Source organism: Mesorhizobium sp. M1169, from assembly GCF_040318345.1.
Lineage (GTDB): Bacteria > Pseudomonadota > Alphaproteobacteria > Rhizobiales > Rhizobiaceae > Mesorhizobium.
The window spans coordinates 99,606-126,038 of sequence record NZ_JAMYME010000001.1 but is presented as its reverse complement, the minus strand read 5'-3'; the positions used below and the strand labels follow the sequence as shown (position 1 = coordinate 126,038).

General features: G+C 63.4%; 23 protein-coding genes, 1 other RNA gene and 1 pseudogene. 20 read left to right on the top strand and 5 right to left on the bottom strand.

Translation table 11 applies throughout. The annotated features are described in order from the left end of the window. Positions 1–46: 46 nt before the first annotated feature. Entirely contained in the window at positions 47–991 is a 945-nt protein-coding gene (locus NKH41_RS00570; RefSeq protein ID WP_352770715.1) for a methyltransferase domain-containing protein, read from the top strand. Positions 992–1,046: 55 nt separating this feature from the next. Beyond that, on the top strand, positions 1,047–1,403 hold the full coding sequence (locus NKH41_RS00565) for a hypothetical protein (protein ID WP_352770717.1): 357 nt from the start codon (positions 1,047–1,049) through the stop codon (positions 1,401–1,403). Between the two features lie 7 nt (positions 1,404–1,410). On the opposite strand, the gene NKH41_RS00560 is transcribed toward NKH41_RS00565, so the two are convergent. Both NKH41_RS00560 and NKH41_RS00555 read right to left on the bottom strand, forming a co-directional pair. Continuing rightward, positions 1,411–2,274: a prephenate dehydratase gene (locus NKH41_RS00560; RefSeq protein WP_023717847.1), complete on the bottom strand. Its 864-nt coding sequence runs from the start codon at positions 2,272–2,274 to the stop codon at positions 1,411–1,413. Positions 2,275–2,307: 33 nt separating this feature from the next. After that, on the bottom strand, positions 2,308–3,036 hold the full coding sequence (locus tag NKH41_RS00555) for a 3-deoxy-manno-octulosonate cytidylyltransferase (RefSeq protein ID WP_352770720.1): 729 nt from the start codon (positions 3,034–3,036) through the stop codon (positions 2,308–2,310). A 192-nt stretch (positions 3,037–3,228) separates the two neighbouring features. On the opposite strand from NKH41_RS00555, the gene NKH41_RS00550 reads away from it, so the two are divergent. From NKH41_RS00550 to NKH41_RS00520, 7 genes are all read left to right on the top strand, one after another. Next, positions 3,229–3,882 carry a c-type cytochrome gene (locus NKH41_RS00550; RefSeq protein WP_352770723.1) on the top strand — a complete coding sequence of 218 codons (654 nt, stop codon included), beginning with the start codon at positions 3,229–3,231 and terminating at the stop codon, positions 3,880–3,882. 173 nt (positions 3,883–4,055) lie between these two features. Then, positions 4,056–5,939: an extracellular solute-binding protein gene (locus tag NKH41_RS00545; protein WP_352770726.1), complete on the top strand. Its 1,884-nt coding sequence runs from the start codon at positions 4,056–4,058 to the stop codon at positions 5,937–5,939. Beyond that, positions 5,939–7,807, top strand: a complete 1,869-nt coding sequence (locus tag NKH41_RS00540; protein ID WP_352770728.1) for an extracellular solute-binding protein — start codon at positions 5,939–5,941, stop codon at positions 7,805–7,807. Before NKH41_RS00545 ends, NKH41_RS00540 begins: the two co-directional genes overlap by 1 nt. A 282-nt stretch (positions 7,808–8,089) precedes the next feature. Then, positions 8,090–9,184, top strand: coding sequence for a microcin C ABC transporter permease YejB (locus NKH41_RS00535; protein ID WP_352470038.1), 1,095 nt, complete (start codon positions 8,090–8,092; stop codon positions 9,182–9,184). After that, positions 9,184–10,323 (top strand): ABC transporter permease, encoded by a 1,140-nt coding sequence (locus NKH41_RS00530; protein WP_352540489.1) that lies wholly within the window; start codon positions 9,184–9,186, stop codon positions 10,321–10,323. The genes NKH41_RS00535 and NKH41_RS00530 overlap by 1 nt, the downstream gene beginning before the upstream one ends. Next, positions 10,320–11,951, top strand: coding sequence for an ABC transporter ATP-binding protein (locus NKH41_RS00525; RefSeq protein ID WP_352770731.1), 1,632 nt, complete (start codon positions 10,320–10,322; stop codon positions 11,949–11,951). Before NKH41_RS00530 ends, NKH41_RS00525 begins: the two co-directional genes overlap by 4 nt. Before the next feature lie 95 nt (positions 11,952–12,046). Continuing rightward, positions 12,047–12,988, top strand: a complete 942-nt coding sequence (locus NKH41_RS00520; RefSeq protein ID WP_352777336.1) for a 2-hydroxyacid dehydrogenase — start codon at positions 12,047–12,049, stop codon at positions 12,986–12,988. Positions 12,989–13,013: 25 nt separating this feature from the next. Here the strand turns inward: NKH41_RS00520 and NKH41_RS00515 are convergent, their stop codons facing one another. The 3 genes from NKH41_RS00515 to NKH41_RS00505 are packed head-to-tail and all read right to left on the bottom strand — an operon-like array spanning position 13,014 to position 14,741. Then, positions 13,014–13,316, bottom strand: a complete 303-nt coding sequence (locus NKH41_RS00515) for a Dabb family protein (protein WP_352770737.1) — start codon at positions 13,314–13,316, stop codon at positions 13,014–13,016. 25 nt (positions 13,317–13,341) lie between these two features. Beyond that, a complete protein-coding gene (gene nudC / locus NKH41_RS00510; protein WP_352770740.1) occupies positions 13,342–14,283 on the bottom strand; it encodes an NAD(+) diphosphatase in 942 nt (313 codons plus the stop codon). 38 nt (positions 14,284–14,321) lie between these two features. Continuing rightward, the gene (locus NKH41_RS00505) at positions 14,322–14,741 is read right to left on the bottom strand and encodes an HIT family protein (RefSeq protein ID WP_023676868.1); all 420 of its coding nucleotides are present in this window, start codon (positions 14,739–14,741) and stop codon (positions 14,322–14,324) included. A 358-nt stretch (positions 14,742–15,099) separates the two neighbouring features. Between NKH41_RS00505 and ffs the strand changes: the two genes are divergently transcribed. The 11 genes and pseudogenes from ffs (at position 15,100) to NKH41_RS00450 (ending at position 26,408) form a co-directional block, all read left to right on the top strand. Continuing rightward, an RNA gene (gene ffs / locus NKH41_RS00500) (signal recognition particle sRNA small type) lies at positions 15,100–15,196 on the top strand. A gap of 104 nt (positions 15,197–15,300) precedes the next feature. Continuing rightward, positions 15,301–17,133: a DNA polymerase III subunit gamma/tau gene (locus NKH41_RS00495; RefSeq protein ID WP_352770742.1), complete on the top strand. Its 1,833-nt coding sequence runs from the start codon at positions 15,301–15,303 to the stop codon at positions 17,131–17,133. Between the two features lie 31 nt (positions 17,134–17,164). Further along, positions 17,165–17,488, top strand: coding sequence for a YbaB/EbfC family nucleoid-associated protein (locus NKH41_RS00490; protein WP_023676870.1), 324 nt, complete (start codon positions 17,165–17,167; stop codon positions 17,486–17,488). A 222-nt stretch (positions 17,489–17,710) separates the two neighbouring features. Beyond that, positions 17,711–18,649, top strand: coding sequence for a cell wall hydrolase (locus tag NKH41_RS00485; protein WP_352770744.1), 939 nt, complete (start codon positions 17,711–17,713; stop codon positions 18,647–18,649). 242 nt (positions 18,650–18,891) lie between these two features. Continuing rightward, positions 18,892–19,497, top strand: a complete 606-nt coding sequence (gene recR / locus NKH41_RS00480) for a recombination mediator RecR (RefSeq protein WP_023676872.1) — start codon at positions 18,892–18,894, stop codon at positions 19,495–19,497. A 178-nt stretch (positions 19,498–19,675) separates the two neighbouring features. Next, positions 19,676–20,940, top strand: a pseudogene (locus tag NKH41_RS00475) (lytic murein transglycosylase). 201 nt (positions 20,941–21,141) lie between these two features. Further along, the gene (locus tag NKH41_RS00470; RefSeq protein ID WP_352770749.1) at positions 21,142–22,785 is read left to right on the top strand and encodes an ABC transporter substrate-binding protein; all 1,644 of its coding nucleotides are present in this window, start codon (positions 21,142–21,144) and stop codon (positions 22,783–22,785) included. A 31-nt stretch (positions 22,786–22,816) separates the two neighbouring features. Beyond that, entirely contained in the window at positions 22,817–23,884 is a 1,068-nt protein-coding gene (locus NKH41_RS00465) for an ABC transporter permease (RefSeq protein ID WP_352448583.1), read from the top strand. A gap of 13 nt (positions 23,885–23,897) precedes the next feature. Continuing rightward, positions 23,898–24,818 (top strand): nickel transporter permease, encoded by a 921-nt coding sequence (gene nikC, locus NKH41_RS00460; protein ID WP_352448584.1) that lies wholly within the window; start codon positions 23,898–23,900, stop codon positions 24,816–24,818. Positions 24,819–24,828: 10 nt separating this feature from the next. Further along, positions 24,829–25,662: an ABC transporter ATP-binding protein gene (locus NKH41_RS00455; protein ID WP_254816190.1), complete on the top strand. Its 834-nt coding sequence runs from the start codon at positions 24,829–24,831 to the stop codon at positions 25,660–25,662. Beyond that, a complete protein-coding gene (locus NKH41_RS00450) occupies positions 25,659–26,408 on the top strand; it encodes an ABC transporter ATP-binding protein (RefSeq protein ID WP_352542927.1) in 750 nt (249 codons plus the stop codon). The genes NKH41_RS00455 and NKH41_RS00450 overlap by 4 nt, the downstream gene beginning before the upstream one ends. Positions 26,409–26,433: the final 25 nt, after the last annotated feature.

The window sequence follows — 26,433 nt, the reverse complement described above, 5'->3', positions numbered from 1 at the left end:
GCATAGAGCGCAAGCCGGCTGCAAACACCCGGCGGAACCCGATCGCATGAAACCGCTCCAGACCTCGTCCGGCGATTTGACCGCCGACCGCCGCGCCGACTATGCCGAAATGCTCTATGCATCCGGCGATCATGCGGCAGCGGCGGAATTGCTGCTCGGCGCGCTCGAACTGGCGCCGCAATGGCCAGCCGGCTGGTTCCGCCTCGGCGAGATGCAGGAAGCGGCGGGCGCGCGCGATCGTGCCGCGCAGGCCTGGACGACGGCACTGCGGCTGGACCCGGCGGACAGGCTTGGCGCGGTGCTCAAGCTGCAATTGATCGGTATGGCGGCGGCGGCACAGGCGCCGCCCAGCGCCTTCGTCGAGACGCTGTACGACCACTATGCCGGTAGTTTCGAGGGTGAACTGGTCGACAGGCTCGGCTACCGTCTGCCCGAATGCCTCGACCGCGCCATCCGGGCAGCACGGCCGGGCCGGTTTTCGCTGGCGCTCGATCTCGGCTGCGGCACCGGCCTCATGGGCCAAAAGCTGCGGCCGATCGCCGACCGGCTGGAGGGTTACGACATCTCGGCCGGCATGCTGAGGCAGGCGCGCGCCAAAGGCGTCTACGATCTGCTCGTCAAGACGGACCTGCAGGATTTTTGCTATTCTGGCCCGAAAGCCGATCTGGTGACGGCGGCCGATGTGTTCATCTATGTCGGCGCACTCGAAAAGGTGGTGAACAAGATTGCCGGAATGCTTGCCGGCGGCGGTCTGTTTGCGTTCTCCGTCGAGACGCTCCCGGGCGGAGAATCGTCTGACAGCGCCGGCTTCGCCCTGCAGCCGTCGCGCCGCTACGCGCATTCGCAAGGCTATGTAGAGCGGGTTCTGGATGCCGACGGCTTTTCGATCCTGTCGCTGCAGGCAACGATCATCCGGCAGGATCGCCGCGAACCGGTCGAAGGGCTGGCCGTAGTGGCAAGCTTGCTTTCCGGCAGCGTAAAATCTGGCTAAGACTTCTGCCGCTGCGCATGAGAAGCCGCAGCTGCGAAAGACAAGGAGCACGTTCATGCGCTGGAACATGACGGTCTTGGCATCTTGCCTGGCGATGGCCGGCTGCGTCGGCAATTCGATGTCCGAACGGCAGGACGAAAACGTCCAGTCCTCGCTGCTATATGACAAGGTGCCTTGCGATCAATTGCTGGCGCAACGAAACGGCCTGGCGCAGCAATATCATCTGCCGGTGGACGCCAAGCCGTCCTTCTCCAACCCGGCGACGGGCTTTGGCCCGTTCACGCCGGATATGCGCTCGAAAGCCAAGCGCGAAGCCGACCAGGCAAGCGGCAAGATCGACGCCATGAACCGGTCGATCAGCCGGCGCGAATGCGGCAAGCCGGCCAAACGGAACAAGCTCGGCCTGACCTGACCGGATCTTAATCCGCCACCTTCCACTGCTCGCGCGAGGCGCTGGCGGGATAGACGCCGAGGATGCGCATTTCGCGCGAGAAAAAGCGCAACTCGTCAAGTGCCAGCTTCACCAGCGGATCGTCGGGATGGCCCTCTATGTCGGCGTAGAACAGCGTCGCCGTAAACGCGCCGAGCTGGTAGCTTTCCAGCTTGGTCATGTTGATGCCGTTGGTGGCGAAGCCGCCCATCGCCTTGTAGAGCGCCGCCGGCACATTGCGGACGCGGAAGATGAAGGTCGTCATCATCCTGGCGTCGGCCGAGGGACGTTCAGCCCATTGCTTGTTCTTGGTCAGCACGACGAAGCGGGTGACGTTGCTGTCGGTGTCCTCGACATTCTCCTCGATGATGTCGAGCCCGTAGAGCGTTGAGGCCAGCGCCGGCGCCAGCGCCGCCATGGTGCGGTCCTTCATCGCGGCGACCATCTTGGCGGCGCCCGCGGTGTCGCCGGCCACCGTCGCCTTCCAGCCGTTCTTGCGGATGTATTTGCGGCATTGGCCGAGCGCGTGGATGTGGCTGTGCACGGTCCTGATCTCGTCGCGCCTGACGCCGGGCAGCACCATCAGCTGGAAGTGGATCGGCAGAAAGTATTCGCCGATGATGTGCAACTTCGATTCCGGCAAGAGGTGATGGATGTCGGCGACGCGGCCGGCAATGGTGTTCTCGATCGGGATCATCGCCAGATCGGCCTTGCCGGTCTCGACGGCGTTGAAGGCGTCCTCGAAGGTCGGGCACGGCAACGGCTCCATCGACGGGAACATGTTGCGGCAGGCGGTGTCGGAATTGGCGCCCGGCTCGCCCTGGAAGGATATTTTGTTGGTCTTTTCAGGCATGCGCGGGGTCTCGGGAATTGGCGGAAGAATTTCTTAGTTGGAAAGGTGCGCCCTGGCGCGTTCGAGATCGTCCGGTGTATCGACGCCAAGCGGCACCGACTGCACGATCTCCGCATCGATGCGCATGCCGGCCTCCAGCGCCCGCAACTGCTCCAGCCGCTCGCGGCGCTCCAGCGGCGACGGCCTTAGCGCAACGAAGCGTTCGAGCGCGGCGCGGCGATAGGCATAGAGGCCGATATGATGGTAGAGCGGGCCTTCGCCCCAAGGGGCGGTGGCGCGGGTGAAATAGAGCGCCCTGAGCCGCGTTGTCGAGAGTGGCGAGCCGACCAGCTTGACGACGTTCGGATTGGTCTTTTCCTCGTCGCGTACGATCTCGACGCAGAGCGTGGCGATATCCACCGCTGCGTTCTCGAAAGGCTTCAGCGCGGCGCCGATAACAAGGGGGTCGATGGTCGGCAGATCGCCCTGCACATTGACGATGGTCTCGACGCTGTTGCCAGGGTCGAGGATGGTCAGCGCTTCGAAGATGCGGTCGGAACCGGTTTCGTGGCCCGCCCGCGTCATCACCGCCTCGAAACCATGCGCGCGCACCGCCTCCGCAACGCCTTGCGTGTCGGTGGCGACGACGACCCGGCCGAGCCCCGCCTCGGCAGCACGGCGGGCGACGTGGACGATCATCGGAGTGCCGGCAATGTCGGCCAGCGGCTTGCCCGGCAGGCGCGTCGAGGCCATGCGGGCCGGGATCAGGATGAGCGTGGACATGAGGCGGGCAGGGGCTCGAAAAAGAGGGGGACAAAAGTGGCAAAAGGTCTCACTGGCAGCGCCCTTATAGGTGTTGCAACGCCGGAGCAAAAGACCTAGTTTCCGCGCGATTTGACCGCCTCGCAGGGTGGTTCACGATACCGACGGACGGAGTGGACGGATCGGTCCGCCGGAAAAGGGAGCCTGGGGCGTATGGATTCCAACGAAGTCAACAAGCTGCTCGCCGGCTTTCTCGGCACCGTGTTCATCGTCTTTTCCGTTGGCATCGTGTCCGACGCGCTGTTTGCCTCGCCGGCGCCTGAAAAGCCCGGCTTCGCCATCGAGGCGACCGAGCCCGCCGAAGGCGGCCCGGCCGCTCCCGCCGCGGCCGTGAAGCCGATCGCCGAGCTGCTGACCACTGCCAACGCCGAAGCGGGCGCCGCCACCTTCAAGAAATGCCAGGCTTGCCACTCCGGCGAAAAGGGTGGCCCCAACAAGGTTGGGCCCGATCTCTGGGACATCGTCGACCGTCCGGTCGCCGAGCATGAGGGCTTTGCCTATTCGGCCGGCATGAAGGAGTTCTCCAAGGGCGGCAGCGAGAAGTGGACCTACGACAATCTCAACCACTTCATCACCTCGCCGAAGAAGTTCGTGAAGGGCACGGCGATGGGCTTCGCCGGCCTGCCGAAGGATGAGGACCGCGCCAACGTCATCGCCTATCTGCGCACGCTGTCGGACAATCCGAAGCCGCTGCCGGCGCCCGGCGCCTCGGCCGAAAACGCCCCCGCCAAGCCGGCCGAAGGTGCAGCCCCTGCCAAGCCGGCAGAAGGCGCGGCGCCAGCCGCCCCGGCGGCACCCGCAAAATAACAAAACTGTAATGACATTATCCTTGAAAAAGCCGGGTTCAGCCCGGCTTTTTCGTTAGGAAAAATGCATATGCGACGACAAAGCCGCTCGGTTGCGGTTTTCAGCGCCGCCAAATGATCTAGATTGGGCCCAGACGCTATGGTGACGGCGCTATATCGCGAAGAGGAGAACGCATGACGGTTGGCCGAGCGCGGGCGCTTCTGAAATCAGTGCTGTTTGTGGCTGCTTTTGCCGGCGGCCTGCAGGCGGCCTTCGCGGACGAATGGCGCACGACCTCGTCGCTGATCGGCGAATCCAAATACGGCGATAATTTCCAGCACTACGATTACGTCAATCCGGATGCACCGAAGGTCGGCACAGTGAACTCAGTGGTGCTCGGCACGTTCGACAGCTTCAATCCTTACATCGTGCAGGGTTCGCCGGCCGCCGGCTTCGCGCAGTTCGGCGGCGGCCTGCTCTACGACACGCTGATGGAGCAGGCGACGGACGAGGGCAGCACCAGCCATACGCTGATCGCCGACGGCTACAAATATCCGGCCGACTATTCCTCGGCGACCTACCGGCTCGATCCACGGGCCAAATGGCATGACGGGCAGCCGATCACCACCGAGGACGTGATCTGGTCGTTCCAGGTGCTGAAGGCCAACAGCCCGATGTACAGCCGCTATTTCGAAAACGTCACCGACGCCGTCGCGGTGTCCGACCGCGAGGTCGAATTCCACTTCAGCCAGAAGGGCAACCGGGAGCTACCGAAGATCATCGGCGATCTCGTTGTGCTGCCCAAGCACTGGTGGGAAGGCACCGACGCCAACGGCAAGAAGCGCGACGTCACAAAGCCGACGCAGGAGCCGCCGCTCGGCTCCGCCGCCTACAAGATCGCCAGCTTCAAGCCTGGCTCCGAAATCATCTGGCAGCGCGTGCCCGATTACTGGGCGGCCAAGCTGCCCGTAAAAATCGGCCGCGAGAATTTCGACAGGCAGCGTTTCACCTATTTTCTCGACGACAATGCCGCCTGGCAGGCCTTCACCAAGGGCGGGCTGGACGACATCAAGCCGGAGAACAGTTCGAGGCGCTGGAACACGGCCTATAATTTCCCGGCAGTTCAGGCCGGGGACGTCATCAAGAAGGAATTCAAGACCGCGTCGCCCGAACCGATGCAGGCCTTCATGCTCAACACCAGGCGCCCGCTGTTTAGGGATCGCCTGGTGCGCGCCGCGCTGATGTATCCGTTCGATTTCGAGACGATGAACCGGACCCTGTTCTTCGGTTCCAACACCCGCACCAGCAGCTATTTCCAGGGCACCGAACTGGCGTCGAGCGGCCTGCCGCAAGGCAAGGAACTCGAAATCCTCGAGCAGTACCGTGACAAGCTGCCGCCTGAAGTCTTTACCCAGGAATTCAAGCTGCCGGTCTACGACAACCCGCAGGCTGAGCGCAAATACCTGAAGACCGCGGTCGATCTGTTCGCCAAGGCAGGCTGGATCATCAAGGGCGGCAAGATGGTCAACGCCAAGACCGGCGAACCGTTCAAATTCGAGATCCTCGGCTGGAACGACACCGACCAGGTCATCGCCAGCCCGTATATCGCCAATCTGCGCAAAATCGGCGTCGACGCAACGCTGCGCCTGATCGACCAGACCCAGTATATCAACCGAGTCACCCACTTCGACTTTGACGTGGTCACTTCGATACTCGGGCAGTCGGACTCTCCCGGCAATGAACAGCGCGATTTCTGGAGCTCCAAAGCCGCCGATACGCCGGGATCACGCAATTACGCCGGCATCAAGAATCCGGTCGTCGATGCGCTGGTCGACCGCATCATCTTTGCCACCGACCGCGACGATCTGGTTGCCGCCACCCATGCGCTCGACCGGGTGCTGCTGTGGAACTACTATGTCGTGCCGCAATATTACCGCGCCGTGGTTTGGCTGGCCTACTGGAACAAGTTCGGTATGCCGGAGAAGCAGCCCGCCTATAGCGGCGTCGACCAGAATTCCTGGTGGATCGACCCGGTCAAGGAAAAGGCACTGGCGGCCAAATACAAGAGTGGCAATTGATGACGGCGCTGCCCCGTCGCGACTTCCTCGCCCTGGGCGGTGCCGCCGCGGCCGCGGCGCTGCTGCCCGGCCGGGCTTTCGCCGCCATCCCGACCGGCGTGAAGCTGCACGGCCTGTCGGCCTTCGGCGATCTCAAATATCCTCCGGATTTCGCGCATTTCGACTATGTCAATCCGGACGCTCCCAAGGGCGGCCGGATGAATTTCGCCCCGCCGAACTCCACCCTCAATCAGAGCTTCCTGACTTTCAACACGCTGAACTCGCTGGTGTTGAAGGGGGATTCGCCGCCGCGCACCGAGCTCTGCTTCGATTCCCTGATGGCAAGGGCAGTCGATGAGCCGGATGCGGTCTACGGCCTGCTTGCCGAATCCGTTACCTTGTCGCAGGACCGCAACGGCTTCCGCTTCAGCCTGCGGCCACAAGCGCGCTTTCATGACGGCTCGCCGGTGACGGCTGAGGACGTTGTCTTCGCATTGAACCTCTATAAAGACCGGGGACACCCGAACCTTTCCCAAGCGCTGCGGCATATGACGGATGCGGCCGCAATCGATCCGCTTACAGTCAGCCTTACCTTCAACGGCCAGCAGTCCGCGCAGAATATCCTCGCCATCGTCGTAATGCCGGTGGTGTCCAAAGCCTTCTACACGGCCAATGATTTCGACGCCTCGACGATGACCCCACCGCTCGGTTCCGGGCCGTACCGAATGGGGCGGGTGGTGGCCGGGCAGACCATCGAATATGAACGCGTCGCCGATTATTGGGGCCGCGATCTGGCCGTGAACCGCGGGCTTAATAATTTCGACCGCATCCGTATCGATTTCTACCTTGATCGCCAGGCAGCGTTTGAAGCGTTCAAGAAAGGGGATACGCATTTTCGCGAGGAGTTCACCGCGCGGGTATGGGCGACCGGCTACGACTTTCCAGCGCTGAAGGATGGCAGGGTCGTCAAACGCGAATTTCCCGGCGAGAAAACGCCATCCATGCAGGCTGTCGCACTCAATCAGCGCCGTCCGCAGTTCCGCGACGTTCGCGTGAGACAGGCAATCGCCTATTGCTTCGACTTCGAATGGACCAGGCGGGTTCTGTTTTTCGACTCCTACGAGCGTTCGCAATCGAACTTCGAGCGGTCGGACTACAAGGCCAAGGGCCTGCCCTCACCCCAGGAATTGAAACTGCTGGAGCCGTTTCGAGCCGAGTTGCCGCCGGAGACCTTCGGCGATCCGGTGATGCAACCCGTCTCCGACGGTTCGGGCCACGACCGCAAGCTGCTGCGCGAGGCTTCGAGACTGCTTGCCGAAGCCGGCTGGAAGCGAACGGGCAATTTCGTCGTCAATGACAAGGGCGACCGGCTGCGGGTGGAAATGCTGGCCGAGGACGATGGCCTCGTTCGCATCTTCCTTCCGTGGTCCGAGAATATGAAGGCGATCGGCATCGACGCTTCGGTCCGGCAGGTCGATTCGGCGCAGTTTGAAGCGCGGCAGAGCAATTTCGACTTCGACTTCAACATGCTCGCATGGTCGATCGGAGCGACGCCAACCGCCGATGGTTTGGAGATCCTCTATGCTTCCCGGATGGCGAAAACGCCGGGGATGCGCAACTATCCGGGTACGGAAAGCAAAGCCATCGACGCGCTGATCGAGGCAGTCGGCAAGGCGCAGAGCCGGATCGAACTCGTCACCGCGCTCAACGCGCTCGATCGGGTCTTGCGCGCGCGGCTAGACTGGATTCCAACATACCATCTGGCGAATCACCGGGCTGCCTTCTGGGACATGTTCGGCTTTCCCGCTCAAAAGCCGGATTACGACTTTCCGGTCGAGACGTCGTGGTGGTTCGACAAAGACAAGGCGGCAAAAATTGGCAAAGCCTGAATTTCTTGCGAGCGTTGGCGCCGCCCCTCACCTGCCTGCCGGCATTCTCTCCCCGTATAGCGACGGGGAGAGGGGCGCTTTTTTTATCGATGGTTTCGCCGATCATAAGCGTCGCAATAGAAGCGCCGAGACTACGGCCAGCCCCTTTCTCCCCGTCACTATACGGGGAGAAATGTCCGGCAGGACAATGAAGGGCGGCACCGACTTCGGCAATTGGCCTGGGGCGATTGCCTTGGGGGCACCTTCAGACACAATGGTCGTCCTCAAGGAGGGTAAAGCCTGATGGGCGCCTACATACTGCGCCGCATCCTTTTGATGATCCCGACCCTGTTCGGTATTATGGCGGTGTCATTTGCCGTCATCCAGTTTGCTCCGGGCGGGCCGGTCGAGCAGGTCATCGCCAGGCTGACCAACCAGGGCGGCAGCGATCGCCTCGGCGGCGGCGGCGGTGATGCCGGCGGCGCCAATGTCGATGTCGCCGGCGACGTCGGCTCGAAATACCGCGGCGCGCAAGGGCTCGATCCCGAATTCATCAAGAAGCTGGAGAAGCAGTTCGGCTTCGACAAGCCGCCGCTCGAGCGCTTCGGCATGATGCTGTGGAACTATCTCCGCTTCGATTTCGGCGACAGCTATTTCCGCGACATATCGGTGCTCGACCTGATCCTGGAAAAGATGCCGGTGTCGATCTCGATCGGGCTGTGGATCACGCTCTTGTCCTATCTGATCTCGATCCCGCTCGGCATCCGCAAGGCGGTCAAGGACGGCTCCACCTTCGACGTCTGGACCAGCGGCGTCGTCATCGTCGGCTACGCCATTCCTGGGTTCCTGTTCGGCATTTTGCTGATGGTGCTGTTTGCCGGCGGCTCGTTCTGGGACTGGTTTCCGCTGCGCGGCATCACCTCCGACAATTGGGACCAGCTGTCGTGGCCGGCGCGGATCGTCGACTATTTCTGGCATATGACCTTGCCGCTGACCGCGCTGGTATTATCGGCCTTCGCCACGACGACGCTTTTGACCAAGAATTCGTTCCTCGAGGAAATCCGCAAGCAATATGTGGTCACAGCCCGCGCCAAGGGCCTGTCGGAGCGGCAGGTGCTTTATGGCCACGTCTTCCGCAACGCCATGCTGATCGTCATCGCCGGTTTCCCCGGTGCCTTCATCTCGGCCTTCTTCACCGGCTCGCTGCTGATCGAGAACATATTTTCGCTCGACGGCCTCGGCCTGCTCGGCTTCAACTCGGTGGTGCAGCGCGACTATCCGGTAGTCTTCGCCAATCTCTACATATTCTCGCTGCTTGGCCTGTTCGTCGGGCTTTTGTCCGACCTGATCTATACCTGGGTCGATCCGCGCATCGATTTCGAGCGGAGAGACGTCTGATGGCGCGGACCATGGCCGAAACGGCGCCGGCTCGGATCGCGCGGCCCTTTCTGTCGCCGCTCAACCAGCGGCGCCTGCAGAACTTCAAGTCCAACCGGCGCGGCTACTGGTCGTTGTGGATATTCCTGTTCCTGTTCGTGCTGTCGCTGGTTTCGGAATTGGTCGCCAACGACAGGCCGATCATCGCCTCCTACAAGGGCGAGATCCTGTTTCCGGTCCTGGTCGCTTATCCCGAGGAGAAGTTCGGCGGCTTCTATGCCGTCACCGACTACCGCGATCCGGTGATCCAGGACGAGATCAACGCCAATGGCTGGATGGTCTGGCCGCCGGTGCGCTACTCCTACCAGACCGTCAACAACGCTATTCCCGAAGCAGCACCGACCAAGCCGTCCTGGCTCTACGACAAGAAGACGCGCTGCAACCAGTATCCGAAAGGCGAGGCAGACCCCAATTGCAACGTCGGCAACTGGAACTGGCTGGGCACCGACGACCAGGCCCGCGACGTGCTGGCGCGCGTCATCTACGGCTTCAGGGTATCGGTGCTGTTCGGCCTGATCCTGACCGCCGGCTCGGCGTTGATCGGCGTGGCGGCCGGCGCCTTGCAGGGCTATTTCGGCGGCTGGACCGACCTTCTGTTCCAGCGCTTCATCGAGATCTGGTCGGCAATACCGGTGCTGTATCTGCTCCTGATCGTCGCCGCCATCCTGCCGCCCGGCTTCTTCATCCTGCTTGGATTGATGCTGCTGTTCTCCTGGGTAGCGCTGGTCGGCGTGGTGCGGGCCGAGTTCCTGCGCGCCCGCAATTTCGAATATGTCAACGCGGCGCGCGCGCTCGGCGTCTCCAACATCACCATCATGTTCCGGCATCTGCTGCCCAATGCCATGGTGGCGACGCTGACCTTCCTGCCCTTCCTGCTCAGCGGCTCGATCTCGACGCTGACCTCGCTCGACTATCTCGGCTTTGGTCTGCCGCCCGGCGCCGCCTCGCTGGGTGAGTTGCTGAAGCAGGCACAGCGCAATCTCAACGCGCCCTGGCTCGGCATTTCCGGCTTCGTCGTCATCTCGCTGATGCTGTCACTGCTGGTCTTCGTCGGCGAGGCCACCCGCGACGCCTTCGATCCGCGCAAGACGTTCAGATGAGCGACACCCCGCTGCTCTCGGTCCAGGATCTCAGCGTCGCCTTCACGCAAGCCGGCGACCAGTCGATCGCCGTCGACCATATTTCCTTCGACCTTGCCAAGGGCGAGACGGTGGCGCTGGTCGGCGAATCCGGCTCCGGCAAGTCGGTCACCGCGCTGTCGGTGCTGAAGCTGCTGCCCTATCCGACCGCCAGCCACCCGTCGGGAAGGATACTGTTCCTCGGCGCCGACCTGCTTGCCGCCGACGAGAGAGACTTGCGCCGCGTGCGCGGCAACAAGATCACCATGATCTTCCAGGAGCCGATGACCTCGCTCAACCCGCTGCATACGATCGAGCAGCAGATCGTCGAGGTATTGAAGCTGCATCAGGGCCTGGGCGATCGCAAAGCCAAGGCGCGCACGCTGGAACTTCTGCACGAGGTCGGCATCCGCGAGCCGGAGAAGCGGCTTGACGCCTATCCGCACCAGCTTTCCGGCGGCCAGCGCCAGCGCGTCATGATCGCCATGTCGCTGGCCAACGAGCCTGAACTTTTGATCGCCGACGAGCCGACGACGGCGCTCGACGTCACCGTCCAGGCGCAGATCCTCGAGCTGCTCGCCGGCCTGAAAAGCCGCAAGAACATGTCGATGCTGTTCATCACCCACGACCTCGGCATCGTCAGGAAGATCGCCGACCGGGTCTGCGTGATGACCAAGGGCAAGATCGTCGAGACCGGCCCGACCAACGAGATATTCGCCAATCCGCAGCACGCCTACACGCGGCATCTGCTTGCCGCCGAGCCGAAAGGCAAGCCGCCGGCGGCCAACCAGGCCGCCAAGCCGGTGATGGTCGGCAAGGACGTCAAGGTCTGGTTCCCGATCAAGAAGGGCTTCTTCCGGCGCACCGTCGACAATGTGAAGGCGGTCGACGGCATCGACGTCACCGTGCGGGCCGGTCAGACGCTTGGCGTCGTCGGCGAATCCGGCTCAGGCAAGACGACGCTCGGCCTGGCGCTGGCCAGGATGATCTCGTCGACCGGGACCATCCAGTTCAACGGACGCGGCATCGATCAGCTGTCCTTCAACGAAATGCGGCCGCTGCGGCGCGAGTTGCAGATCGTCTTCCAGGATCCGTTCGGCTCGCTTAGCCCGCGCATGTCGGTCGCCGAGATCATCGAGGAAGGGTTGAAGATCCATGAGCCGAAGCTGTCTCCTGATGCGCGCGACGAGCGTGTCGTCGACGTGCTGAAGGAAGTCGGCCTCGATCCGGCGACGCGCAACCGCTATCCGCACGAATTCTCCGGCGGCCAGCGCCAGCGCGTCGCCATCGCGCGCGCCATGGTGCTCAACCCGCGTTTCGTCATGCTGGACGAGCCGACCTCGGCGCTCGACATGAGTGTGCAGGCGCAGGTCGTCGACCTATTGCGCAGCCTGCAGGCCAAGCACGACCTCGCCTACCTCTTCATCAGCCACGATCTGAGGGTCATCCGCGCGCTCGCCAACGAAGTCATTGTCATGCGCAACGGCAGGATCGTCGAGGCCGGTCCTTCCGAACAGATTTTCGGCAAACCGCGGACCGACTATACAAAGGCGTTGATCTCGGCCGCCTTCAAGATCGAAACGGCGCCGGTCGGCATCGTCAGCGAGTAGATTTTCGCCAGAGATCATGCACAAAATCAAAACGCTGCCGCGCCTTGCGCGTCGGGACGCGAACGCTGTTGGTAAAAAGGGAAAAACAATCCGCAATGGAAAAAGGCCGCATCCTGCTTGCCCTCACCGGTATTCATCCGCTGCGCTGGCGCGAACTGCTGTCGGCGGAGCGCGAGGTGGTGCTCGAGCCGAATGGCGCCGGCGATCCCTCGATCACCTATGCGGTGGTGTGGAAACAGCGGCCGAACCTATTGTCGTCGCTGCCCAATCTGCGCGCCATCTTCTCGATCGGCGCCGGCGTCGACCACATCTTCGCCGATCCCACCTTGCCCGACGTACCGGTCGTCAAGGTGGTGGCCGACAACCTGACCCAGTACATGACCGAATACGTCGTCTGGCGGGTGCTCGACCACCATCGCCAGGGCATGCTCTACCGCGCCCAGCAGCAGAAGAAGATCTGGCATGAACCGCAGCAGCGGCCGGCCAGCGACATCTCGGTCGGCATTATGGGGCTCGGCACGCTTGGCCGCGCGGCGGCATCGGTGCTGTTGTCGCTCGGCTTTCCCGTCAATGGCTGGTCGCGCAGCGATCGGCCGATGCAAGGTGTCTCGACTTACGCGGGCGAGACCGGCCTGATCCCGTTCCTAAACGCCACCGACATCGTGGTGGTGCTGCTGCCGCTGACGCCGCAGACGCACGGCATCATCAACCACGGCGTGCTGAAGGAGCTGCGCAAGCGCAACGGGCTCGGCGGCTCAGTGCTGATCAATGCCGGGCGCGGCAGGCTGCAGAAGGACGCCGACATTTTGCGCGCGCTGGACGACGGCACGCTGAAGGAAGCCAGCCTCGACGTGTTCGAGGTCGAGCCGCTGCCGAAGACCAGCCCGCTATGGAGCCACCCCAAAGTGTTCGTGACGCCGCACGCGGCGGCAACCTCCGATCCGGTCCACCTGGCGCCGATCATGCTGCGTCAGATGGATGCTTTCGAGCGCGGCGAAGCGCTGGAAAATGTGGTGGATCGCGACGCCGGGTATTAATTTTTTAGAGCGCCGCTTTCCAGTCTCAGCCCCAGCCGAGCGGCACGTAGTCGATCTCCATAAACGCCGCGACCTCGGGGATCCAGCGGTCGCGGACGAAGGCGACGTGGTCGGGATGGTCGTTATAGCCGGAATAGGCCCGCTGATCGGCGAACTCCATCGAGAAGCCGAAGCGGTACTCGTTCTTGGGACTGACCTGCCGCAACTGCTCGAACTGTGTGACGCCCTTTATCGCCGTGAGAATCCTCTTGGCCTCGGCGAGGAACTGTTTTTCCTCGAGCGAATGCGGCGGGTGTTTCAGCGTGAACACGACGGTGTGACGGATCATTCTTTGCTCCTGCGATGTCTTCGTGTCACGCGCTGTCGGCCCAGGCGAGGATGAGGTTGTAGGCGATCGCCCCCTTCGGCGGTGTCACCAGGCCGCCCGGATGCTCGCGGGCCAGCATCGAGAGCACCTCGTCGCGAAAGAACCAGCGGCAATCTTCCAGCTCGTTGAGGTCGGGCTGGATATCGTCGTTGAGCGGTTCGCCGAAGCAGCCGATCATCAGCGAATAGGGGAACGGCCAGGGCTGGCTGGCGTGGTAGACGACGCGGCCGAGCCTGATGCCGGCTTCCTCCAGCGTTTCGCGCCGCACCGCCGCCTCGATCGTCTCGCCCGGCTCGATGAAACCGGCGAGCGCCGAATACATGCCGGGCCCGAAATGCCGGCCGCGGCCGAGCAGGCATTTTTCGCGTGTTGCCGTCAGCATGATCGCCACCGGGTCGGTGCGCGGAAAGTGCTCCGTACCGCAGGCCGAGCAATGCCGCTTGTAACCGCCCGCCCGCATCGCGGCTTCGGTGCCGCATTTGCTGCAGAAGCGATGGCTGGCATGCCAGGCGAGCAGCGCCGCCCCTTGCGCCAGCGCGCCGGCCGCCGCTTCGTCGATCAGCCCCTGCATATAGACCGAGCGATAGTCGATCGCCTTGATCGTCTCGGGAAGCTGCTCGGGCTCGACCCCGGCCGGCACCGCCAGCACCGGGCCGCTTTCGGAAAAACCGAGCAGGACGCCGTTTTCGAGCGATGCTTCGAGCGGCCGGCATTCGGCCACGCCGAACCAGGGGTCGAATGCGCCTTGCGCAAGCTTCAGATAGAGCCGGCCGCCACGCATCAGCAAAAGCCGCGCCGAGGGATCGGCGAGTGCCTTTTCGACGGAATCGTCGGCGCGGTTTTCGGACTGCCGGTCGATAATGTTGCCGGCGAAGCCGACAAACTGGCTCGGCTCGCGCAAGGGCGCGTCAAACAGGCGAAAGCTCATGCAGACTCGGGAAGGTTCAAGGTGGACACGGGAGAGGCTTATAACGCTGCCTTGATCTTTTCCGCAAACTTGCGAAGGTCGGAGCGCTGATAGGGCTCGCGCAGGCCGTGCCCCCACACCGGGCCGGGCCAGCCGGGATCGCCTTCCGAGCGCGCAATGACGTGTACATGCAGCTGGCGCACGATGTTGCCGAGTGCGCCGGTGTTGATCTTGGTGCAGCCGGTCACCCGCTTCAGCGCCAGCGCCACCATGTTGGTCTCGAAGGTCAGCATCGCCTGGTCCAGCGGCGTCATGTCGTGGATTTCCTCGATGCCCGGCCGCTGCGGCACCAGCAGCAGCCATGGCCAGCGGCGGTCGTTCATGACGCGCAATTCGCACAGGCCGAGCCACATCAGCTGTTCGCTGTCGGCTTCCAGCTGGGCGTCAAGCGTGAATCCGGCCTTGAGGCCCGGCAGCATCGGCGTTTCCCTCACTTTTTGACGTTTTTTGAACTCCATCGACGCTAGAGCGGCTTCCGAAGGGCCGCAAGGGGCAGCAACAAACATTGGCCGTCGCGGCGCTGATTGTGCGCGAAGAAGTGAGGCCCGGGCAAATTGCATCAGCTTGGCGCTGCCCCGCCGAGATTGACGATTTTGATCGCGGCCACATTTTGTTCTTGCTTTGTGCCGGCAGCTATGCTACTAATCTCGCTATGGTGATTATTCGCACCAACGACCCGCCCGCCGAGGCGGGTTTTTGGTTTCAGCTTTCGCCATCGCTCAAGGACCCTATCATCCGCACTTGCATTTCATCGCCGGATTGCCGATATGGAGGCTGGGAGGTTGGTGGTGGACGGTCCACTCGCCAACCGGGTCAGGTCCGGAAGGAAGCAGCCCTAACGAGCCCGGAACGGGTCATTGTTCCAGCCTCCCGCCTCTTCGCCTTTTACCCCGACATTGACGGCGCCAAGCCGCGCGGGCGAAATTATGCGCAGGAATCGGCCGCCTCCAGTGGCAGCCCTTGGAGCTTAACGGGCGAATGAGCGAAGCCGGAAACGAGGCCGGGAAATTGGACAAGCCTGCCGCCTACCGCGTGTTGGCGCGCAAATACCGACCGTCGAATTTCTCCGAACTGATCGGCCAGGAGCCGATGGTCCGCACGTTGACCAATGCCTTTGCCACCGGCCGCATCGCCCAGGCCTGGATGCTGACCGGTGTGCGTGGCGTCGGCAAGACGACGACCGCGCGCATACTCGCGCGGGCCCTGAACTACAAAACATCGTCCGTCGACCAGCCGTCCGTCGACCTTGCCGTGCTCGGCGAGCATTGCCAGGCGATCATGGAAGGCCGGCATGTCGACGTCATCGAGATGGACGCCGCCTCGCATACCGGCATCGACGACATCAGGGACATCATCGAGCGTGTGCGCTACGCCCCGGTGTCGGCGCGCTACAAGGTCTACATCATCGACGAAGTGCACATGCTTTCCAACCAGGCCTTCAACGGCCTGCTGAAGACGCTGGAAGAGCCGCCGCCGCACGTTAAGTTCATCTTCGCCACCACCGAAATCCGCAAGGTGCCGATCACCGTCCTGTCGCGCTGCCAGCGCTTCGACCTCAGGCGCATCGATGCGGCAATGATCAAGGCCGACCTTGCCAGGATAGCCGGTCTGGAGGGCATCGAAGTCGAAGACGATGCGCTGGCGATGATCGCGCGCGCGGCCGAAGGCTCGATGCGCGATGCGCAGTCGATCCTCGACCAGGCGATCGCCCATGGCGGCGGCGCGGTCAGCGCCGAAGCGGTGCGTGCCATGCTCGGCCTTGCCGACCGTGCCCGCATCGTCGACCTGTTCGAACATGTCATGAAGGGCGACGTCGCCGCCGCACTTGCCGAATTCCGTGCCCAGTACGATACCGGCGCCGATCCTGCCGCGGTGCTGACCGACCTTGCCGAGTTCAACCATCTGGTCACCCGTCTGCGTTTCGTGCCGGCTGCCATCGACGACGCCTCGCTGTCCGAGGACGAGCGCCGGCGCGGCGCCGATTTCGCCAGCACGCTGTCGGTCAAGGTGCTGTCGCGGACGTGGCAGATGCTCTTGAAAGGTATTCCCGAGGTGCAGACCTCCAACCGCCCGGTCAGCGCCGCCGAGATGGTGCTGATCCGGCTGGCCCATGCCGCCGACCTGCCGACGCTGGACGAGGCGCTGAAATCGCTGGAGAACGGCGGCACACTGCCGGGCGCTGCGCCGCGCGTGAATGGCACGCCGGCAAGCCCCGGCCCCGCAAACCATGCGCCTGCAAGCGATGGCGCCGTGGCGCAGGCGCGGATGCCGACGTCCAATGGCGGCGCCCAGACAATGCGCCTGGTCGAGACGATGCGCCTGGTCGAGGCCGAGCCCGTGCCGACCAACTTCGTTGCTCCGCCGGAGCCGGCGGTCGAGGCGCCGCCGGTGCCGGTGAAATCGCTGGCCGACATTGTCGCCCTTGCCGACGTCCAGCGCGACATGGCCTTCAAGGTGCTGGTGAAGCGTTGCGTGCGCCTGGTGCGCATCGAGCCCGGTCGTATCGACGTCAGCCTGACCGACGACGCGCCGAAGATGTTGCTCAATGATTTGACCGCCAAGCTGCGCGCCTGGACGGGCCGCAACTGGCTGGTGTCGCTGTCGAAGGACGAGGGCGGCCAGACCTTGGCCGAGGTGGAATCGACAAAGCGCGAAAACGCCTTCCTCGATGCCAAGAGCGACCCGACGGTCGCCGCCATCCTGGCGCGCTTTCCCGGTGCCAAGATCATCGACGTGCGCATTCCCGACGCGCCGGAAGCCGACGAGGCCGAAGTGCCGGTCGAGCCGCCGGCCGACGACGACGAAACCTGAACAACCAGCACCAGCTGCAAAGGACCGTGCGATGAAAGACCTTCTCGGCATGATGGGCAAGGCAAAGGAAATGCAGGCCAAGTTCCAGGCCATGCAGGATGAGATCGCCACGCTGGAAGCCACCGGGCAGGCCGGCGGCGGCCTGGTCAGCGTGACGCTGACCGGCAAATTCGAGATGAAGTCGCTGAAGATCGACCCGTCGCTGTTCAAGGAAGACGAGGTCGAGATTCTCGAGGACCTGCTTCTCGCTGCCCACAACGACGCCAGGACCAAGGTCGAGCAGATCATGCAGGAGAAGACCAGGGCGCTGACCGCGGGCCTACCGATCCCGCCGGGAATGAAACTGCCGTTCTAAGGTGTGTTGATATCCAGGTGATGCCGGCCTGCAAACGGCGGCTTCCTGCGCTTCCGGTGCTCACGAAACAATACGCTCCGCTCCGGCTCTCGGAAGCCCGCCAACTGTGTCTATTGGGCAACTCCCCACACTTAATAACGCTTTAGCCATCTTTTTGCCTGAAAGTGTCTCATTCTTGCCGCAACCAGGGGCGGGCTGGCAGCAGAATTGAGGGGACACCTGTTGATCTCTACCCGATGGAAGACGCCGTTGCGGCTCGGCGTCGTTATCTCGCCGCTGTTTTTGGCCGCTTGCAGTCAGACCGCCTCGCACGGCATGTCCAGCCTGACCGATGCCATTACGCCGAGTTTCCTGAGCTCGCGCTCCTACAATTCCACGCCGAAGGAGAAGGAATGCCTGGAGCGGGCGATGTTCTTCGAGTCCAACCGCTCCAGCCGTGACGGCATGATTGCGGTCGGCACCGTGGTGATGAACCGGCTGCGGTCCGGCAATCACGGCAACACCATCTGCCAGGTCGTCGGCGAGCGCGGGCAGTTCGCGCCGGGCGTCATGACACGGCCGATGAATTCGAAGGCGATGCCCGACGTCGAGGAAGCCGCCGAGGCGGTGCTCAAGGGCGAGCGCAAAGCCAAGCTGAAGAACACCATGTTCTTCCACACCGCCGGCCTGCGCTTCCCCTACAAGAACATGCACTACACCATGGTCGCCGGCGGCAATGCTTTCTATGAAAAGCGCGGCCGCAACTGGCAGCCGCTGCCGGACGAACCGGTGGTCGCCATGGCCCAGGCCAAGCCGCAAGCGCCTGCCGCTCAGGCCATACTTGTCGCCTCGGCGGAGCCGGCTCGCGAGGTCAAGCCGACATTTGCCAAGGCAACCTATGTGACCGCCGCCGCATCGCTGCCGGCAAAGCAGACAAGGGTGACCGCCGGAATGGCGACCCCGGAGAAGGCGACGGCGGAGAAGCCGATGCTTGTGGCGCTGCAGGAACCAATGCAGGAGCCGGATGCGGCCCGTTTTGGCGGAACCGCGAGCGAGCGGCCTGTCACCTCCTTCCAGGCCGCGCCGGCAGAGCCGACAATGTCGTTCGAGGCGACGCCCGAGAACACCGACGCCATCGGCGCGATGATCGCCGGCCAGACCCGGCCACTGGAAGAAAACTGAGGGCGGCAGCACTGGCCGCGACGTCGGCCTTCCCTTCTCCCCTTGTGGGAGAAGGTGGCCTCGCGGAGCGAGGTCGGATGAGGGGTGCTCCAGCTTGGCATCGACGGCGCTCCGGCCAACACCCCTCAACCGTCTTGGCGCTGCGCGCCAATCCACCTTCTCCCACAAGGGGAGAAGGGAAGAGCGGAGCCCCTGGCCGCTCAACTGTTCCAAAGCGTGCGGAAAAATCCTAAACCGGTGCGATGTCGAAGCGAATCGCCGGTCCCGAGATCGAACGCCTGATCCAGCTGCTGGCCAAGGTGCCGGGGCTCGGTCCGCGTTCGGCACGGCGCGCAGCACTCCACCTCATCAAGAAGAAGGAACAGCTGCTGGCGCCGCTCGCCGCCGCCATGGGCGAGGCGGTCGACAAGGTGCGCATCTGCTCGACCTGCGGCAATGTCGATACCTCAGATCCATGCATGATCTGCACCGACCCCCGCCGCGACCCCACTACACTCATCGTCGTCGAGGACGTGGCCGACCTTTGGGCGTTGGAGCGGGCGACAGCCATGAACGTGCGCTACCATGTGCTCGGCGGTACGCTGTCGCCGCTCGACGGCATTGGTCCTGATGAGCTCAACATCCGTTCGCTGGTCGATCGCGTCGCCGGCGGCGAAGTCAAGGAAGTGATCCTCGCCGTCAACGCCACGGTCGAGGGCCAGACCACCGCGCACTACCTCACCGACCAGCTTTCCGGCTTCGACATCAAGGTGACGCGCCTGGCGCACGGTGTTCCGGTCGGCGGCGAACTCGATTATCTCGACGAAGGTACGCTGGCCGCAGCACTGAAGTCGCGGACAGTGTTTTGAGGCGAGCGGCGGGAAGGGTGCTTCTGTGATGATTGCATTCTGTCGCGCCCCCCTCTGTCCTGCCGGACATCTCCCCCTCAAGGGGGGAGATTGGCAGCCTCGATATCCCCGCCAAGCTTGCGACGTTGAAGATTGGCGAAAACAGACGCGACAGCCAATCTCCCCCCTGGAGGGGGAGATGTCCGGCAGGACAGAGGGGGGCGCGACAGGACGCCGACTTCGCAGGCTGGCCGTCGCGTTTTTTCTCGCCTTCCTCCTCGCCACTCCCGCCTCCGCCGCAAAAATCGACGACCAGTTCCACGCCTGGCTCAGCAACGACCTCTGGCCCGAAGCCAAGGCCAAAGGCATCTCTAGGAAAACCTTCGATGCCGCTTTCGACGGCGTCAAGCCGAACCTCAGGCTGCCCGACCTGGTGAAGCCGGGCGAGAAGGCGACGACGCCGCAGAAGCAGCATCAGGCCGAATTCGGTTCGCCGGGCGCCTATTTCGCTGAAAAGATAGTCCGAGCGGTGACCGCCGGCGGCCGCACCCGCGAGGCGACCAACGCCAGGACGCTTGCCGCGATCGAGAAACGCTACGGCGTGCCTGGCGAAGTGCTGCTGGCGATCTGGGGCCGCGAGAGCGGCTTCGGCGCGGCGAAGATGCCTTATGACGCCTTCGAGGTGCTGGGCACCAAGGCGTTCATGTCGACCAGGAAGGAATTCTTCCGCACCGAGCTCTTGGCTGCGCTCGAGATCGTCGAGCGCGGGCTTGCCCGGTCGGCGCGATGAAATCGTCTTGGGCAGGCGCGCTTGGCCAGCCGCAGTTCATGCCGACATCGTTCCTCAAGCATGCCGTCGATTTCGACGGCGACGGCCGCACCGACATCTGGAATTCGACGCCCGATATACTGGCATCGATCGCCAATTATCTCGTCCATTATGGCTGGGTCAGGGGCCGCGGCTGGGGCTTCGAGGTGACTGTGCCGGACAGCGTCTCGTGCTCGCTTGAAGGTCCGGACCAGGGCAAGAAGATTTCCCAATGGGCTGATATGGGCATCAGGCGTGTGTCGGGTAAACCGTTCCCGGCGAGCGAACTGAAAGCCGAGGGCTTTCTTTTGATGCCGGCCGGGCGTAGCGGCCCGACCTTCATCGTCACCCCCAATTTCTATGTGCTGAAGCAGTATAACACCAGCGATCTCTATGCCCTGTTCATCGGCCATGGCGCCGATCGCATCGCCCATGGCGACAGCAATTTCTCGGGCAATTGGGGCGCGGTCGGCGGGCTCTACCGCTCCGACATCGCCGCCCTGCAGCGGGCGCTGGAAGCCAAGGGCTACGATGTCGGCAGCGCCGACGGCCTGCCTGGCTTCAAGACGCGCCGCTCGATCGGCAAATGGCAGGCCAGCAACGGCCGTTCCGCTACCTGCTTTCCCGACGCCGACCTGGTTACCGCGCTGAAATAGCCGGATTTTCGCACCGCCGGTCTGGCCCAATCGACCGTTCTGCAAATGCTCGTTGCCGCGCTCGAAACCGCCGGATATGGTGAACCGGAACCGCACAAAAAATTGCCAAGACAACGGTCCGGGGATCACCGTTCGACGCGGCAAGAAATGCCACAACCCTGAGCCGGGAACTCAGGTCAACAAAAACAGGGAACAGTTAAAATGATGATGGAAAAGTTTGCTCTACGCTCCCGCTTCTTGCTCGCGGGCGCGGCTATGTCCGCGCTGCTCCTGGCCGGTGCGCCTGCCTTCGCGGTCACGCCCGCCGACACGCTGGTCGAGGGTTTCGCCATCGACGACATCATCACCATGGATCCGGGCGAAGCATTCGAATTGTCGACCGCAGAGGTCACCGGCAACACCTATGATCTTCTGGTACGCCTCGACCTCAGCGACACGTCCAAGGTCAAAGGCGATCTCGCCGAAAGCTGGAGCGTCTCCGACGACGGCCTGACCTACACGTTCAAGCTCAAGCCCGGCCTCAAGTTCGCCTCCGGCAATCCGATCACGGCGGCCGACGTCGCCTATTCGTTCGAGCGCGCCATCAAGCTCGACAAGAGCCCGGCCTTTATTATCGGCCAGTTCGGTATCGATGGCGGCAACGTCACCGAGAAGGCCAAGGCCGTTGATGACACCACGTTCCAGTTCACGGTCGACAAGGCCTATGCGCCGAGCTTCGTGCTGAACTGCCTGTCGGCGACGGTCGCCTCGGTCGTCGACGCCAAGCTGGTCAAGGAGCATGTCGCGGCGGTCACGCCGAGCGCCGATTACAAATGGGACAATGATTTCGGCAATGCCTGGCTAAAGACCGGTTATGCCGGCTCCGGTGCCTTCAAACTGCGCGAATGGCGCGCCAACGAGGCCGTCGTGCTGGAGCGCAACGACAATTATTACGGCGAGAAGGCCAAGCTTGCCCGCGTCATCTATCGCAACATGAAGGAAAGCTCTGGCCAGCGCCTGGCGCTGGAGGCCGGCGACATCGACGTTGCCCGCAATCTCGAACCGAACGACCTCGATGCGATCGCCAAGAATGCCGACCTCACCACCACCAGCGCGCCGAAGGGCACGGTCTATTACATCAGCCTCAACCAGAAGAACGCCAACCTCGCCAAGCCCGAGGTTCGCCAGGCGTTCAAATATCTGGTCGACTACGACGCCTTGAGCTCGACCATCCTCAAGGGCATCGGCGAGATCCATCAGACCTTCCTGCCGAAAGGCGTGCTTGGCGAGCTGGACGAGAATCCGTTCAAGCTCGACGTCGCCAAGGCCAAGGAACTGCTCGCCAAGGCCGGCCTCGCCGACGGCTTCAGCGTCACCATGGACGTGCGCACCGGGCAGCCGACGACGGGCATGGCGGAATCGATCCAGCAGACGCTGGGACAGGCCGGCATCAAGCTGGAGATCATCCCCGGCGACGGCAAGCAGACGCTGACCAAATACCGCGCCCGCAACCACGACATCTATATCGGCCAGTGGGGCCAGGACTATTTCGACCCGAACTCCAATGCCCAGACCTTTGCCAGCAACCCGGACAATTCGGATGAAGGCAAGACCAAGACGCTGGCCTGGCGCAACGCCTGGGACATCCCGGACTTGACCAAGCAAACCGAAGCCGCCCTGCTCGAGAAGGACGCGGCCAAGCGCGCCGCAATGTACCAGGATCTCGAGAAGAAGATCCTCGATACCAGCCCCTTCGTCATCATCCACCAGCAGCTGGAAGTGGCCGGCCTGCGCAAGAACCTCAAGGGTTTTGCGCTCGGCCCGAGCTTTGACACCAACTTCGTCGGCCCCGTCTCGAAGGAGTGACGCCGGGGAGTGATGCCGGCGGACGCGCCGTATGAGCGTAGTTGAAAGCGAAGTGACGGCAGGGCGCGGCGGCGCCCGCGCCGTTGCCGTGGCCTCATCGATCGCCCGGTTCCTGGTCATCGCAATAACGACCTATCTCGGTCTGCTCGCGGTGACCTTCTTCATCGGCCGCGTGATCCCGATCGACCCGGTGCTGGCGGTGCTCGGCGACCGGGCGCCGGCCAACGTCGTCGAACGAACGCGCCGCGAGATGGGACTCGACCTGCCGCTGGTCGAGCAGTTCTACATCTATGTCAAACATGCCCTGAACGGTGATTTCGGCACCTCGGTGCTGACCACCAATCCGGTGATGACCGATATCCGCCGCGCCTTTCCGGCGACGCTCGAACTGGCGACGTTGGGAACATTGATCGGTTCGGTGATCGGCGTGCCGCTTGGCGTGCTGGCCGCCGTGCGGCGCGGCAGCGTCATCGACCAGATCGTGCGCATCATCGGCCTTGTCGGTTATTCCGTGCCGATCTTCTGGCTGGGGCTGCTGGCGCTGGTGCTGTTCTACGCCAAGCTGCAATGGGTCGCCTTTCCCGGCCGGCTCGACGTCGTCTACGAATACACCTTCACGCCGATTACCGGCTTTTACCTGCTGGATGCGCTCTGGCAGCGGCAGTGGGACGTATTTGCCGATGCCTTCCGCCACATCATCCTGCCGGCCTCGCTACTCGGCTATTTCTCGCTCGCCTACATCAGCCGCATGACGCGCTCGTTCATGCTGAACGAACTCACCCAGGAATACATCGTCGCAGCGCGCGCCAAGGGCCTGTCGGAAACGCGCATCATCTGGGGTCACGCGCTGCGCAACGCCGCGGTGCCGATGGTCACGGTGATCGCTCTGTCCTATGCCGGGCTGCTCGAAGGCTCGGTGCTGACCGAGACAGTGTTTTCGTGGCCGGGCATCGGCCTCTACATCACCAACTCGCTGCAGAACGCCGACATGAATGCCGTGCTTGGCGGCACGATCATCATCGGCTCGGTCTTCATCGCCATCAATCTATTCTCCGACCTGCTCTACCGGCTGCTCGATCCAAGGACCAAGGCAGGATAAGGACCAAGGCAGGATGAGCACGGAAGCGATTCAAACCCGCCGCGACTGGCTGCTCAGCGAGCGGCCGGCGTCGCGCGTGCAGGCGAGGCTCGGCCGCGCCTATGTGGCGTGGCGGCGCTTTTCCGCCAACCGGCTGGCGTTTGCCGGCCTGCTCATCATCGTCGCCCTGCTGGTGGTCGCGGCATTCGCCGATGTGCTGGCGCCCTATTCGCCGACATTCGGCGACCTCAAGGGCTCGCGGCTCCTGGCGCCGAGTGCGGCGCACTGGTTCGGCACCGACGATCTCGGCCGCGATATCTATTCGCGCATCATCTTCGGCTCGCGCTGGACACTGTACGTCGTCATTCTGGTTGCCATCATCGCCGCGCCCATCGGCTTGCTGGTCGGCACCGTCGCCGGTTACGCCGGCGGCTGGACCGATGCGATCCTGATGCGCATCACCGACATCTTTCTCGCCTTTCCGAAGCTGATCCTGGCGCTGGCCTTTGTCGCCGCGCTCGGCCCCGGCATCGAAAATGCCGTGCTTGCCATCGCCATCACCTCGTGGCCGCCCTATGCCCGCATTGCCCGCGCCGAAACGCTGACGGTGCGCAATTCCGATTACATCAAGGCGGTGCAATTGATGGGCGCCTCGCCGTTTCGCATCGTGCTTCGCCACATCATGCCGCTCTGCATCTCCTCGCTGATCATCAGGGTGACGCTCGACATGGCCGGCATCATCCTGACCGCGGCCGGCCTCGGCTTCCTCGGCCTCGGCGCGCAGCCGCCGCTGCCCGAATGGGGCGCGATGATCGCGTCGGGCCGCCGCTTCGTGCTCGACCAGTGGTGGGTGGCGGGTGCTCCGGGCTTTGCCATCCTCATCGTCAGCCTCGGCTTCAACCTGCTCGGCGACGGACTGCGCGACGCGCTCGATCCCCGAAGCGGTGACCAATGAGTGGCGACCAATGAGCACGCTTCTCGAAGTCGACGACCTGCGCGTTACCTTCCCGACGCGCACCGGCCTGATCGAGGCGGTGCGCGGCGTTTCCTTCTCGCTCGGCCGCGAGCGGCTCGGCATCGTCGGTGAGAGCGGTTCGGGCAAGTCGCAGACCGGCCGCGCCATCATGGGCGTCACCCCGCCGCAGGCCGAGGTGACCGCGAAGACGCTCGCTTTTGACGGCATCGACCTGCTGGCCGCCTCGCCGCGCGAGCGCCGCGCGCTGCGCGGCAAGCGTATCGCCATGATCCTGCAGGATCCGAAATATTCGCTCGACCCGGTGATGAGCATCGGCCGCCAGATCGTCGAGACGCTGCGCACGCATGAGAAGGTCTCCAAGGCCGAAGCCCGCGACCGCGCGCTGGCCATGCTGGAGGCTGTGCAGATCCGCGATCCGGCCCGTGTCTTCGACCTGCATCCGCACGAGGTTTCCGGCGGCATGGGCCAGCGCGCCATGATCGCCATGATGCTGATCGCCGGGCCAGAAATGATGATCGCCGACGAGCCGACCTCGGCACTCGACGTCACTGTCCAGCTCGACGTGCTCGGCATCCTCGACCGGCTGGTCAGCGAGCGCGGCATGGGGCTGATCTTCATCTCGCACGATCTGCGCCTGGTCTCGTCCTTCTGTGATCGTGTCATCGTCATGTATGCCGGCAAGGTGGTCGAACAGCTCAAAGCCTCGGAGCTCGGCCGCGCCCAGCATCCCTATACGCGCGGCCTGCTCAACTGCATGCCCAAGATCGGCGCCGACCGTCACCCGCTGCCGGTGCTCGACCGCAAGCCGGAGTGGGCAGCATGACGGCAGCCCTTTCCGTCGACAGGCTGGAGGTGGTCTTCGACCGCTTCCGCGCGTTGAAAGGCGTCAGCCTCGAGGTCGAATCCGGTGAATCCTTCGGCCTGGTCGGCGAGTCCGGCTCCGGCAAGTCGACGTTGCTCAGGGCAATCGCCGGCCTGGCGCCGGCCGCATCAGGCACCATCGCGGTCAACGGCAAAACGCTCGGCGCGCGTCGCGACAAGGCGTTTTACCGCGAGGTGCAGATGGTCTTCCAGGACCCGTACGGTTCGCTGCACCCGCGCCAGACCGTCGACCGCCTGCTGCAGGAGCCGCTCGCCATTCACGGCTTCGCCGACGGCGAAAAGCGCATCCAGCGGGCACTCGACGAGGTCGGCCTCGGCACCGGGTTCCGTTTTCGCTATTCGCATCAATTGTCCGGCGGTCAGCGCCAGCGCGTGGCGATCGCCCGCGCCCTGATTCTGGAACCGTCGATCCTGCTGCTCGACGAGCCGACCTCGGCGCTCGACGCTTCGGTGCAGGCGGAGGTGCTGAACCTGCTGGAAGAGATCAGGCGCCGCCGCAAGCTGACCTTCCTGATGGTCAGCCACGACCTAGCCATCATCACCCACATGTGCGAACGGCTGATGGTGATGCAGAACGGCGAGGCGATGGAGAATCTGACCGCGGACGATCTTGTCGAACGCCGTGTCACCAAGGATTATACGCGCAATTTGCTGAGGGCCAGCGAGGGATTTGTGCGGACGGCGTGAGTAGGCTTGCTTTCAATTCCCCGCG